The sequence below is a fragment of the Pseudomonas sp. NPDC087614 genome (assembly GCF_044743485.1).
Taxonomy (GTDB): domain Bacteria; phylum Pseudomonadota; class Gammaproteobacteria; order Pseudomonadales; family Pseudomonadaceae; genus Aquipseudomonas; species Aquipseudomonas baetica_A.
In genome coordinates this window covers 94,485-106,283 of sequence record NZ_JBIUWN010000012.1, presented here as the reverse complement: position 1 = coordinate 106,283, position 11,799 = coordinate 94,485, and the positions used below count along the sequence as shown (strand labels likewise).

13 protein-coding genes and 4 tRNA genes are annotated in these 11,799 nt (G+C 57.0%); 5 read left to right on the top strand and 12 right to left on the bottom strand.

Annotation, left to right across the window (positions count from 1 at the left end):
* Positions 1-65: 65 nt before the first annotated feature.
* The 6 genes from clpP to ACIOWA_RS07435 form a co-directional block, all read right to left on the bottom strand.
* The gene (clpP, locus tag ACIOWA_RS07460) at positions 66-701 is read right to left on the bottom strand and encodes an ATP-dependent Clp endopeptidase proteolytic subunit ClpP (RefSeq protein WP_007951559.1); all 636 of its coding nucleotides are present in this window, start codon (positions 699-701) and stop codon (positions 66-68) included.
* 93 nt (positions 702-794) lie between these two features.
* Positions 795-2,105, bottom strand: a complete 1,311-nt coding sequence (tig, locus tag ACIOWA_RS07455) for a trigger factor (RefSeq protein WP_401159060.1) — start codon at positions 2,103-2,105, stop codon at positions 795-797.
* 402 nt (positions 2,106-2,507) lie between these two features.
* Positions 2,508-2,583, bottom strand: a tRNA-His gene (locus ACIOWA_RS07450).
* Positions 2,584-2,659: 76 nt separating this feature from the next.
* Positions 2,660-2,744 (bottom strand) — tRNA-Leu (locus ACIOWA_RS07445).
* Positions 2,745-2,800: 56 nt separating this feature from the next.
* Positions 2,801-2,876 (bottom strand) — tRNA-His (locus ACIOWA_RS07440).
* A 32-nt stretch (positions 2,877-2,908) separates the two neighbouring features.
* A tRNA-Arg gene (locus ACIOWA_RS07435) sits at positions 2,909-2,985 on the bottom strand.
* Between the two features lie 275 nt (positions 2,986-3,260).
* On the opposite strand from ACIOWA_RS07435, the gene folD reads away from it, so the two are divergent.
* Together folD and pbpG are read left to right on the top strand one after the other, a co-directional pair.
* On the top strand, positions 3,261-4,115 hold the full coding sequence (gene folD / locus ACIOWA_RS07430; RefSeq protein WP_339431963.1) for a bifunctional methylenetetrahydrofolate dehydrogenase/methenyltetrahydrofolate cyclohydrolase FolD: 855 nt from the start codon (positions 3,261-3,263) through the stop codon (positions 4,113-4,115).
* Positions 4,116-4,357: 242 nt separating this feature from the next.
* Positions 4,358-5,296, top strand: a complete 939-nt coding sequence (gene pbpG / locus ACIOWA_RS07425; RefSeq protein WP_339431962.1) for a D-alanyl-D-alanine endopeptidase — start codon at positions 4,358-4,360, stop codon at positions 5,294-5,296.
* 53 nt (positions 5,297-5,349) lie between these two features.
* On the opposite strand, the gene ACIOWA_RS07420 is transcribed toward pbpG, so the two are convergent.
* The 3 genes from ACIOWA_RS07420 to ACIOWA_RS07410 form a co-directional block, all read right to left on the bottom strand.
* Positions 5,350-5,556: a hypothetical protein gene (locus ACIOWA_RS07420; protein WP_339431961.1), complete on the bottom strand. Its 207-nt coding sequence runs from the start codon at positions 5,554-5,556 to the stop codon at positions 5,350-5,352.
* Between the two features lie 12 nt (positions 5,557-5,568).
* Positions 5,569-5,775, bottom strand: coding sequence for a DUF6021 family protein (locus tag ACIOWA_RS07415; RefSeq protein WP_401159055.1), 207 nt, complete (start codon positions 5,773-5,775; stop codon positions 5,569-5,571).
* Positions 5,776-5,862: 87 nt separating this feature from the next.
* Entirely contained in the window at positions 5,863-6,534 is a 672-nt protein-coding gene (locus tag ACIOWA_RS07410) for a peptidase C39 family protein (RefSeq protein ID WP_221730496.1), read from the bottom strand.
* A gap of 248 nt (positions 6,535-6,782) precedes the next feature.
* On the opposite strand from ACIOWA_RS07410, the gene ACIOWA_RS07405 reads away from it, so the two are divergent.
* Positions 6,783-6,941, top strand: coding sequence for a hypothetical protein (locus tag ACIOWA_RS07405; RefSeq protein ID WP_339493833.1), 159 nt, complete (start codon positions 6,783-6,785; stop codon positions 6,939-6,941).
* A gap of 76 nt (positions 6,942-7,017) precedes the next feature.
* Here ACIOWA_RS07405 and ACIOWA_RS07400 read toward each other — a convergent pair whose 3' ends face one another.
* Both ACIOWA_RS07400 and ACIOWA_RS07395 read right to left on the bottom strand, forming a co-directional pair.
* Positions 7,018-7,767 carry a TerC family protein gene (locus tag ACIOWA_RS07400; protein ID WP_401159053.1) on the bottom strand — a complete coding sequence of 250 codons (750 nt, stop codon included), beginning with the start codon at positions 7,765-7,767 and terminating at the stop codon, positions 7,018-7,020.
* A 29-nt stretch (positions 7,768-7,796) separates the two neighbouring features.
* Positions 7,797-8,039, bottom strand: a complete 243-nt coding sequence (locus ACIOWA_RS07395; protein ID WP_221730458.1) for a hypothetical protein — start codon at positions 8,037-8,039, stop codon at positions 7,797-7,799.
* A 133-nt stretch (positions 8,040-8,172) separates the two neighbouring features.
* On the opposite strand from ACIOWA_RS07395, the gene nhaR reads away from it, so the two are divergent.
* A complete protein-coding gene (nhaR, locus tag ACIOWA_RS07390) occupies positions 8,173-9,072 on the top strand; it encodes a transcriptional activator NhaR (protein WP_339431958.1) in 900 nt (299 codons plus the stop codon).
* Here the strand turns inward: nhaR and ACIOWA_RS07385 are convergent.
* Positions 9,067-10,230, bottom strand: a complete 1,164-nt coding sequence (locus tag ACIOWA_RS07385) for an MFS transporter (RefSeq protein WP_339431957.1) — start codon at positions 10,228-10,230, stop codon at positions 9,067-9,069. The two genes, nhaR and ACIOWA_RS07385, sit on opposite strands and share 6 nt — an antisense overlap.
* Positions 10,231-10,566: 336 nt before the next feature.
* On the opposite strand from ACIOWA_RS07385, the gene sstT reads away from it, so the two are divergent.
* A complete protein-coding gene (gene sstT / locus ACIOWA_RS07380; RefSeq protein ID WP_339431956.1) occupies positions 10,567-11,799 on the top strand; it encodes a serine/threonine transporter SstT in 1,233 nt (410 codons plus the stop codon).

The following is an 11,799-nucleotide window of genomic DNA, read 5'->3' as shown; positions in this document are numbered from 1 at the left end:
TGCGGGCTTTTTCAAGCCCGCCGCTGATCAGACGCGCCGACCAAGCCTATTTTGAGCTGCTTATTTTAAGCTGGGCGCTGGTTGATCACTTCATCGATCAAGCCGTATTCCTTCGCAGCTTCTGCACTCATGAAGTTATCGCGATTGGTATCGCGCTCGATTTCTTCAAGGGTACGACCGCTGTGCTTGGCCATCAGCGTGTTCAGGCGCTCGCGAATAAAGAGGATTTCCTTGGCATGGATTTCGATATCCGATGCCTGACCCTGGAAACCACCCAGTGGCTGGTGAATCATCACGCGCGAGTTCGGCAGGCAGAAACGCTTGCCTGGAGCACCGGCGGTCAACAAGAACGCGCCCATGCTGCACGCCTGACCGATGCAAGTGGTCGATACGTTGGGTTTGATGAACTGCATGGTGTCGTAAATCGACATGCCCGCTGTCACCGAACCGCCCGGGGAGTTGATATAGAGATGGATGTCCTTGTCCGGGTTTTCCGCTTCAAGGAACAGCAGTTGCGCACAGATCAGATTGGCCATGTAGTCCTCTACCGGACCAACCAGAAAGATCACTCGCTCCTTGAGCAGGCGCGAGTAGATGTCATAGGCGCGTTCGCCACGAGCAGATTGCTCGACAACCATCGGGACCAGGCCGCCTGCGGCCTGGATATCAGAGTTCTGCTGAATATACGAATTACGGAACATGCTCTGCAGTCACTCCCAAATAGTTATGTCTTGAATACGCATAAGCCAGCTCGAGAGCTGGCTTATGGTGTGCACTTCTTAACGCAAAAACAATCAGTCGGCTGTTGGAGCTTCTACCGGCTTGACCGCTTCTTCGTAAGAGACCGATTTGTCGGTCACGCTAGCTTTCTGCAGAACAGTATCCACAACTTGTTCTTCCAGCACAACCGAACGAACCTCGTTCAGTTGTTGGTCGTTCTTGTAGTACCACGACACGACCTGCTCAGGCTCCTGGTACGCCGAAGCCATTTCCTGAATCATTTCACGAACACGGGCATCGTCAGGCTTGAGGTCGAACTGCTTGACCACTTCAGCCACGATCAGACCCAGCACTACGCGGCGCTTGGCTTGCTCTTCGAACAGCTCGGCCGGCAGTTGGTCAGGCTTGATGTTGCCACCGAACTGCTGAACAGCCTGCACGCGCAGACGATCAACTTCGTTGGACAGCAGGGCCTTAGGCACTTCGATCGGGTTGGTGGCCAGCAGGCCGTCCATTACCTGATTTTTCACCTTGGATTTGATCGCCTGACGCAGTTCACGCTCCATGTTCTTGCGAACTTCGGTGCGGAAGCCGTCGATGCCGCTTTCCTTGATACCGAATTGAGCGAAGAACTCTTCGTTCAACTCAGGCAGCTTTGGCTCGGAAACAGTGTTGACCGTCACGGTGAACTCAGCGGTTTTACCCGCCAGATCCAGGTTCTGATAGTCCTCAGGGAAGGTCAGGTTCAGAACGCGCTCTTCGCCCGCCTTAGCGCCCACCAGGCCTTCTTCGAAGCCCGGGATCATGCGGCCGGAACCCAGAACCAGCTGAGTACCTTTGGCGGAGCCACCTGCAAACACTTCGCCATCGACCTTGCCAACGAAATCGATGTTCAGTTGGTCTTCGTTCTCGGCAGCACGATCAGCCACTTCAAAACGGGTGTTCTGCTTGCGCAGAATGTCGAGCATTTTGTCCAGGTCAGCGTCAGCAACGTCAGCGCTCAGGCGCTCAACGGTGATGCCTTCGAAACCGGCAACGGTGAACTCAGGGAACACTTCGAATACAGCAACGTATTCCAGATCCTTGCCCGCTTCGAGCGATTTAGGCTCGATCGAAGGCGAACCAGCCGGGTTCAGCTTCTGCTCAACCACAGCTTCATAGAAGGAGGACTGGATGACATCACCAACAGCTTCCTGGCGAGCGTCAGCACCGAAACGGCGCTTGATTTCGCTCATTGGCACTTTGCCTGGACGGAAGCCAGCAATCTTGGCCTTTTGGGCAGTCTGCTGCAGACGCTTGTTGACCTGGCTCTCAATGCGCTCAGCCGGCACGGTGACGCTCATGCGGCGCTCAAGAGCAGTAGTATTTTCAACAGAAACTTGCATGGATATTCCTCGTTGCACAGACGTTAGCCGGCCGTTTCCGACCCCAGAATCAAGGGCATGCATTCTAGTGGGTCAAACTCAAGAAGTCACCCTACTGAAAACGGGTAAAAAAACAGCAGGCAATTTATAGGGACCGTTGCACGAATGCGTGGCGCCCCACAGGCGAATACAACCAATCACGCCAGGGCTCTGCGCCGATCTCTTCTATATATAGAAGAGACCGCCAATCACGCCCTGACGGCCGACCCTGCAAGCAAGCCCGGCGAGCAGCACAGAATCATCGAGCAACATAAACACGACGAAACGCCCCACTCCTGCGAATCGAAGCCGGCAATCGCCAAGCCTTCAAATCGCTAAAACAAAAAAGGCGCCAGACTGTTAAATCTGGCGCCTTTCGAAATATGGGGTGGACGATGGGGATCGAACCCACGACAACGGGAGTCACAATCCCGTGCTCTACCAACTGAGCTACGCCCACCATATTGCGTAACAAAAAAGCCAAACAACTTCTTTGTTGAACCTCACCTGCCCGAAGACATGAATGAAGCTTTAATTGGTGCGGATGAAGAGACTCGAACTCTTACGCCTCGCGGCGCTGGAACCTAAATCCAGTGTGTCTACCAATTCCACCACATCCGCGGATCAAGCTTTAAAGCAAAGGCGCCAGACTGTTACATCTGGCGCCTTTCGAAATATGGGGTGGACGATGGGGATCGAACCCACGACAACGGGAGTCACAATCCCGTGCTCTACCAACTGAGCTACGCCCACCATATCGCGTTACTTGTGCCAAAGCTGCCTAATGGCGCACCCGGCAGGACTCGAACCTGCGACCATCCGCTTAGAAGGCGGATGCTCTATCCAGCTGAGCTACGGGCGCCTTATTAATCTGTACTCTTAAAGGACTACAAACTAAGTGCTTTCCAGTGTCACAGAACCTTGATTCCGCTTCACCTTCTTAACCAGTGCTAGGCTGTGCCCGACAAGTGCGACGAATAGTATAGAGCGCCCGAAAGGTCGTCAAATCCTTTTTAAAAAAAATTCATTTAATTAAAGGAGTTAGAGGAATTTGCTGACCAAGCGCCTTTGCCCTCACCGCTCGACATGCGAGAATGCGTTCTCATTTTTTCCCCTCTCGATGGTTAATCACGCGCAATGACTGCACAACTAATCGACGGCAAATCGATCGCCGCCAGCCTGCGCCAGCAGATCGCCCAACGAGTTGCCGAGCGTCGCCAGCAAGGCCTGCGCACTCCCGGCCTCGCGGTGATCCTGGTCGGCAGCGATCCTGCCTCTCAGGTTTATGTCTCGCACAAGCGTAAAGACTGTGAAGAGGTCGGCTTCCTCTCTCAAGCCTACGACCTGCCCTCTGAAACCACGCAAGAAGCGTTGACCGATCTGATTGATCGCCTCAACGACGACCCGGCAATCGACGGCATTCTGTTGCAACTGCCGCTGCCCGAGCATCTGGATGCCTCCAAACTGCTGGAGCGCATTCGCCCGGACAAAGACGTCGATGGCTTCCATCCTTATAACGTCGGGCGTCTGGCACAACGCATCCCTCTGCTGCGTCCGTGCACCCCTAAAGGCATCATCACTTTGCTGGAAAGCACAGGCGTTGATCTTTACGGACTGGACGCAGTTGTGGTCGGTGCTTCAAACATCGTCGGTCGTCCGATGGCGATGGAGCTGTTACTGGCTGGCTGCACCGTGACCGTGACCCATCGCTTCACCAAGGATCTGGCCGAGCACGTCGGTCGTGCCGATCTGGTCGTTGTGGCTGCCGGCAAGCCGGGCCTGGTCAAAGGCGAGTGGATCAAGGAAGGCGCGATCGTGATCGATGTCGGGATCAACCGTCAGGACGACGGCAAACTGGTCGGTGACGTTGTCTACGAAACCGCCCTGCCCCGCGCCGGCTGGATCACGCCGGTACCGGGCGGCGTCGGCCCGATGACCCGTGCCTGCCTGCTGGAAAACACCCTCTACGCAGCGGAAACCCTGCACGCCTGAGTGGTTTTTTTCACGCGCTGACAATACCCCCGAGAACCCCGCCGCGTGCGGGGTTTTTCGTGCCTGAGAAAAAGCTGTAACCGTTCGCCGGAAACCCCTATTTCTACAGGCCTTTTCACAAGATTTTCAGGCCACTCAAACAACCATCGACAGTTATTCAGCCATACTCCTAAAATGCGACGCTTTTAAGAAATAACCCGTTACAAACTAACGGAATATCCAACCTTTATGAGTTCGCCCGCGTGAAAATTCGTCTTTCGATTCTGAGCCTGTTTTTTGCTTTTACAGGCACATTCATCACGCCATCGATCAATGCCGCGCAAACCATCGCTGCCCCCCGTGACGCTTCGCAATTGAAAATCGCCTCCGGTAGCGCCCTGCTCATGGATATGCAGACCAAAAAAGTCATTTATTCCAGCAACCCTGACGTGATTGTGCCGATCGCTTCCGTCAGCAAGCTGATGACTGGCCTGGTGGTGGTTGAAGCCCGACAGAACATGGACGAATGGATCAATGTCGATATCAGCAATACGCCGGAAATGAAGGGCGTGTTCTCCCGAGTCAAACTCAAGAGTGAACTGCCGCGCCGCGAGATGCTGTTGATTGCTCTGATGTCTTCGGAAAACCGTGCGGCCGCCAGCCTCGCGCATCACTACCCGGGCGGTTACGCAGCCTTTATCGCGGCGATGAACGCCAAGGCCAAGGCGCTGGGCATGACCAACACGCACTTCGTCGAGCCGACCGGCTTGTCTGAGCGCAACGTGTCGACTGCCCGTGACTTGAGCAAGTTGCTGGTAGCCGCCAGCAAGTACCCGGTCCTTAGCGAACTCACCACCACCAAGGAAAAGACCGTCTCTTTCCGTAAACCCAATTACACACTGGGCTTTCGCAATACCGATCACTTGGTCAATAAGGCCGACTGGGACATCAAGATCACCAAAACCGGCTTCACCAATCCTGCCGGTCATTGCCTGGTACTGGTAACGAAAATGGGCAACCGCCCGGTCGCGCTGGTGATTCTCGACGCGTTTGGTAAATACACCCATTTTGCCGATGCCAGCCGCATCCGCAGTTGGGTGGAAACCGGCAGGAGCGCCAGCGTTCCAGCAGCGGCTCAACAGTACAAAGCCGACAAAAACCTCAAGGCGCGCCAGAGCGGCGTGGTCGAAGCCTCCAAGTAATTCGCGCCATAAGGAAAAGCCCCGAAATTTCGGGGCTTTTTCTCATCTGCACATCAGTCGTTAGGCAGCGGCATCTCGTCGTCATCAGGAATCCCGTCACCGGCACTCGGATCCCGCGCAGGCTGCGGCGTAAGTACATTGGGTCGCGCCAACGGATCACGCAGCGGGCTCTCAGAATCCAGCACCGGGTCCACTTCCTGCTCAGGCGTGGTCGGCACACTGTCGGGCTTTTGGTCATCGAAGCTTGAATCGGTACTCATACGCACCTCGCATCAAGGTTTGAGATCGGCTAACGGATCGTAGGGCTTGGCCGGTTTGGTGTCGTCTTCGCCAGGCTTCACATCTTTGGGCGCCTTTGCAGGGCCAATGGGGTCGACTTGCGGATCTTCGAGATCCGGCGAGTCCGGATCGAACCCCAGATCGTTACCTGAAGAATGCTCAGAAGAATGCGGGCCTTTCGGGGATGAGGAATCTGTCATGTTGCCTCCTGATTCACCCGTAAAACCGGGCTATAACCGTAAGAGGCTGGCCGGGCGCAGTCGTGCCCGGCAGATGACGAACGGAACTCAGTGCGCCGCCAATGCCTTGCGCGCCTGCGCGGCTTCCGGCTCCTGACCGGCCTGTGACAACTCATCGGCGGCCTTGAGCCAGCGCTGACGATCCACCGCCACCGGAATCTGCGAAGGCTTTTGAATCAAGATGGCCCAGCCACCGGACTTTTCGAATGCCGATTCAAAAGCGCTGAAGCTCATGATTTCGCGACGGTTCATGCCCGCGCGCAGCAGCACTTTCTGTTTATTGCGGTCGTAGCCGGAAAGAATGGCATAGCGCGGTTGCGCCCAAAACGCTGAACCTTCGCTGAAGCGCACCATCACCGGATAGCCCGCAGCAACCTGCGTCAGCAGCGCTGGCAGATTGCGGTCCAGCGGATAAACGACCAAGCCATATTCCCGTGCAAGCTTCTGCATGTTCTGCTGCAATTTATCTTCGGCGCCCGGCAGGTGCAGCGGTTTTGCCAACAGACCCGGGGTGATCACGATGCCTTGCTGTGACAACAGGCTGGCCAACACTTGCGGCCCGGACTGATTGGCGTCGCCGCGATAGAACGTACCACTGAGCTCAACCCGTTCGGGCAGACGCTTCACCTCGGGTGCCACACTACCTGCGCACCCGGCCAGTACGGCTGCGCAACCAGCCACCAGCAGCGCCGCGCGAATTCGAGAAAATACCTGCACCATCATCACTCTCTGTTCAAGACGCCGGTCATCGTGTTCCGGCAGTGACTGCGATCATAGGGCGGCACAAAGCTGCGGTATAGCCTTAAACCGCAGACTCAACGATTGCATAGAGCAAACTGATTGGTCGCCACCGACCTTTGGTCAATAGCTTGAAACACCCCATTGACTAGACTGTCACTGACATAGAGCGATTTGAGAGAAGCGTGTGCCCGAGCCAGGGCAAAGAGGAGGCACTCATGAGCCTGACCATGACTATCGTAATGTTGATTGCCGGCTGGCTGGCCGTTGCTACCGCCATGCTGTGGGGCGTGTTGCGTGTTTCCCGACGCCACCATCATCACCCCGCCCAACCCGCACCGATCGAGAAACCGGGCAAGCACCGCGCGCAACCTGCGACTGCACACTGACTGTCGGTAGAACTGCGAACAAAAAAAGAGCCGCCTGGACTCTAGGAGTTCAGGCGGCTTTTTTACAACTTGACGATTACACCTGCTCAGCCAACTTCTTCTGCCGTGCTCGACGGGACATCATGTTCAGCACCTCAATCGCCGCCGAGAACGCCATGGCCGCATACACATAGCCTTTCGGTACGTGGGCGCCGAAGCCTTCGGCGATCAGCGTCATGCCGATCATGATCAGGAAGCCCAGGGCCAGCATCACCACCGTTGGGTTGTCGTTGATGAACCTGGCCAGCGGCTCAGCCCCAAACAGCATCACCAGCACAGAGACCACGACCGCGATGATCATGATTGGCAAGTGTTCGGTCATGCCGACCGCCGTAATGATGCTGTCGATCGAGAACACCATGTCGAGCATCAGGATCTGCCCGATTGCCGCTGCAAAGCCCAGGGTCACCGTCGAGGAGGCCGATTTAGGGTCTTCCGGCGCCGGATCCATGCTGTGGTGAATCTCGGTCGTAGCCTTCCAGACCAGGAACAGACCGCCGGCGATCAGGATCATGTCCTTCCAGGAGAACGCCTGGCCGAGGATTTCGATCACAGGTTCGGTCAACTGCACGATGAAGGCGATGGTGCTCAACAGCGCCAGGCGCAGAATCAACGCCATGCCGATGCCGATGCGGCGCGCCTTCTGGCGGTGCTGCTCAGGCAACTTGTTGGTCAGAATCGAGATAAAGATCAGGTTATCGATGCCGAGCACGATCTCCATGACCACCAGTGTGGCCAAAGCAACCCAGGCAGCGGGGCTGGCGGCGAGTTCCAACAGATATTCCATGGGTCAGTCCTGACTCGTTGTAAGACGGTTTAGATAGTCTTTGAGGAAGATTCAGATGTTTGCGTATCTTTTTCCGGTGCTTCTTTTTTCTCGATCAACCCGCCCGTGGCTTCGCTGAGCGCTTGCTCGGCGGCTTTGTGGGTATCGTCGATCGCCTGCTTGGCGCTTTCGGCGGCTTTACCCATTAACTGTTGGGCGCTTTTCTCGGCCTGATCGCAACCAGCCAGCACCAGTAAAGACGTAAACATCAGCACAGGAAATGCGTATTTCATGAGGTTTCCTCCCAATCAACAGACAGGGCCACACACCGGCCCTCAATGGCTGGGCATTCTAGGGAGGGAGACACTTCAGGAAAATTCGTATTTTTAGCGGCTATACTTCGATTTTCACGAACTGTAGACCCTCATGCTCAACTATCGACAACTGCATTACTTCTGGGTCGTGGCCAAGACCGGCAGCATTGTGCGTGCCTGCGAGCAACTGAACCTGACCCCACAGACCATCAGCGGGCAGATCTCCCTGCTCGAACACACCTACGGCGTCGATTTGTTCAAGCGGGTGGGGCGGCAACTTGAACTCACCGAAGCCGGTCGCCAAGCCCTGCCCTACGCCGAGCAGATGTTTCAGCTCGGCGGGGAACTGGAGCTGATGCTGCGCGCGCAACCCAACGAGCAGCAGATTCTGTTCCGCGTCGGCGTGGCCGACGTGGTGCCCAAATCCATCGTCTATCGTCTGATCGCGCCAACCATGGAGTTGAGCGAGCCGCTACGCATCACCTGTCGCGAGGACAAACTCGAACGCCTGCTGGCAGATCTGGCCATCCAGCGTCTGGATCTGGTGATATCCGACAGCCCGATGCCACCACACCTCGATATCAAGGGCTACAGCCAGAAACTCGGCGAATGCGGGATCAGTTTCTTCGCCACCGCCGAACTGGTGGCACGCTATGGGCAGGATTTCCCGCGCAGCCTGCATGGCGCACCGCTGCTGATTCCCGGCGCAGAAACCGTGGTGCGCAGCCGTTTGCAGCGCTGGTTTGCCGAGCAGCAGATCCAGCCGAAAATCGTCGGCGAGTTCGATGACAGTGCCTTGATGCAGGCATTCGGCCAATCCGGCAGCGGGATTTTTATCGGCCCGAGCGTGATTGCCGAAGAAGTGAAGCGCCAGTATGGCGTTGAGTTGATCGGCCAAACCGACGCGGTGACCGAGTCGTTCTATGCCATATCAGTGGAGCGCAAGGTCAAGCACCCCGGCATCGTTGCGATTGCCGAAGGTGCCCGACGCGAGTTGTTTACCGCGTTATGAGAGTTCAGCGCAGACTTCGCGCGGCTTGAGCGTCATCAATACCATGGCGAGCAATACCGACAGCAGAATGAACCCGGCAGCGGCGAAGCCAAGGAAGCCCAGCCCCGCGCTGTCGATCACCCGTCCACCGATCATGGCGCCAAGGCCGATGCCAAGGTTAGCCCCGGCAATATTCAGCGAAGCGGCAAAGGCCGGTGCTTGTGGTGCGGCTTTCATCAGGCGCACATGGCTGACCAGGAACAACGCCGCTTGGGTCACGCCCCAAATCCCCATCGCCACTGCCAACCCCAGCGGCGAATGAATGTTTGGCACCAGCGACACCATGCCGGCAATCATGAACGCACAGAACAACACCGACGCCCCCAGCGGATGCCGATCCACCGCACGTCCGCCCAGCGAGTTGCCGATCAGACCGACCGCGCCGAAGCCCATCAGGCACCAGCCGACCACCGTGCCGTTGAAACCGGCCAGGCGCTCAAGGATGTCTGCCAGATAGGTGTAAGCGGTAAACATGCCGCTAAACACCAGAATCGACAGCACAATGTGGCCGATCATCAAAGGGCTGCGCAGGATTTTGAACTGCGAGCGGAAGCTGACCTGATGCTGGTGCAGACTGGTTTTCGGCAGATATACAAACAGCAGCAACGCCTTGGCAAACGCGATCACCGCGAGAATACCGAAGGCACTGCGCCAGCCGAAAGCATCGGAAATCAATGTGCCGACAGGAATGCCAAACACCGTGGCGCAGACGATGCCGAAGCCGATCTTGGCGATGGCGCGGCCGGCGTAGTCCGGACCGACGATGTCCACTGCGGTTTCACTGGCCAACGCCCAGAACACTGGCAAACCCAGCGCCGGGATCAGCCGCGCAACCGCCATCACCCAGATATTCGGCGCCAATGCAGCAACGGTATTGGCCAGGCCAAACATGATCAGGATGGTGATGAACAGCTTGCGTCGCTCGAAGCGGGCGAAATACGCGGTCAAGAATGGGCCGAACATTGCCACGGTAAAAGCGAATAGCGTCACCAGCAGACCGGCCTGCGGGATGGTGACCGCAAGGTCTCGGGCAATCGCCGGCAACAGGCCAACGATGACGAACTCTGTGGTCAGCACCGTGAAGCCAGCGGCGGACAACAGAAGGATGGGCAACAGCATGGGAAACTCCAACGAAACGACGACACCAGCGATGACCAAAAGGCCCGCTGGCAGAACTTGAAAAAGAGGAAGGAGAATCTTAACAGAGTGTTTCCAGACTGACTTGCACAAACCTGTCGATCTTGCCGGCGAATCGGGTGGCAGATCGTCACATGCCTGAAGGATAAGGCCTACGCTGTGGTAAAGTCCGCGCCCTGCAAAACGTACACCCTGTTCAGCGAACAGTTTAATGGCGTTGAAATCGCGTCAACACTTTCGGTTCGTGACGCTGGCCTGCCCTGTTTCGCCAGCGCATTCACGCAACCCTGCACCCTATAAAAAATCAGAGATGCCGCTATGAATGCTTCATCCCCTTCTTTCTTGCAACGCTTAAGCAAACTGAGCCTGGTCACACAAATTGTCATCGGCCTGATCGCGGGTATCGCCTTGGCGCTGGTCGCGCCCGAAGCCGCGAAATCCACGGCCTTCATCGGCAAGGTCTTTGTTTCGGCGCTGAAGGCCGTGGCACCGATTCTGGTGTTCGTGCTGGTAATGGCCTCGATTGCCAACCACAAGCACGGTCAGGAAACCCACATCCGTCCAATTCTGTTCATGTATCTGCTGGGTACGTTCAGTGCGGCAGCGGTCGCCGTGGTTGCCAGCATGATGTTCCCATCGAACCTGGTGCTGTCCACGGACAACGTCGCAGTGACCGCACCGGGCGGCATCACCGAAGTGTTGCAAAGTCTGTTGCTGAGCGCGGTCGACAACCCGATTCATGCACTGATGAACGCTAACTTCATCGGCATTCTGGCCTGGGCCATCGGTATGGGCGTTGCCATTCGCCATGCCGGCGAGACCACCCGCCAAGTGCTGGGCGATCTGTCCAACGGTGTGACCGTGATCGTGCGCGTGGTGATTCGCTTCGCCCCGCTGGGCATTTTTGGCCTGGTCGCGTCGACACTCGCCACGTCGGGTTTTGATGCACTGGTCGGTTATGCGCACCTGCTGGCGGTATTGCTCGGCTGCATGCTGTTCGTGGCGCTGGTGATGAACCCGCTGATCGTGTTCTGGAAGTTGCGCCGCAACCCTTATCCGTTGACCCTCAAGTGCCTGCGCGAAAGCGGTATCACGGCGTTCTTCACCCGCAGCTCGGCGGCGAACATTCCGGTCAACCTGGAATTGAGCAAGCGTCTGGGTCTGCATGAAGACACTTACTCGGTGTCGATCCCGCTGGGGGCCACCATCAACATGGCGGGGGCGGCGACCACTATTACCGTGCTGGCGCTTGCTGCCGTGCACACGCTGGGTATCGCGGTGGACATTCCAACCGCCATCCTGCTCAGTTTGGTCGCGGCGGTCTGCGCGTGCGGCGCGTCGGGCGTTGCCGGTGGCTCGCTGCTGCTGATTCCGCTGGCGTGCAGCCTGTTCGGCATCCCGAGCGAGATCGCCATGCAAGTGGTTGCGGTCGGTTTCATCATTGGTGTGTTGCAGGATTCGGCCGAGACCGCGCTGAACTCCTCCACCGATGTGCTGTTTACCGCAGCGGCCTGCTTGGGCGAAGAAGAGAGAGCCCAACGCACCGCATAA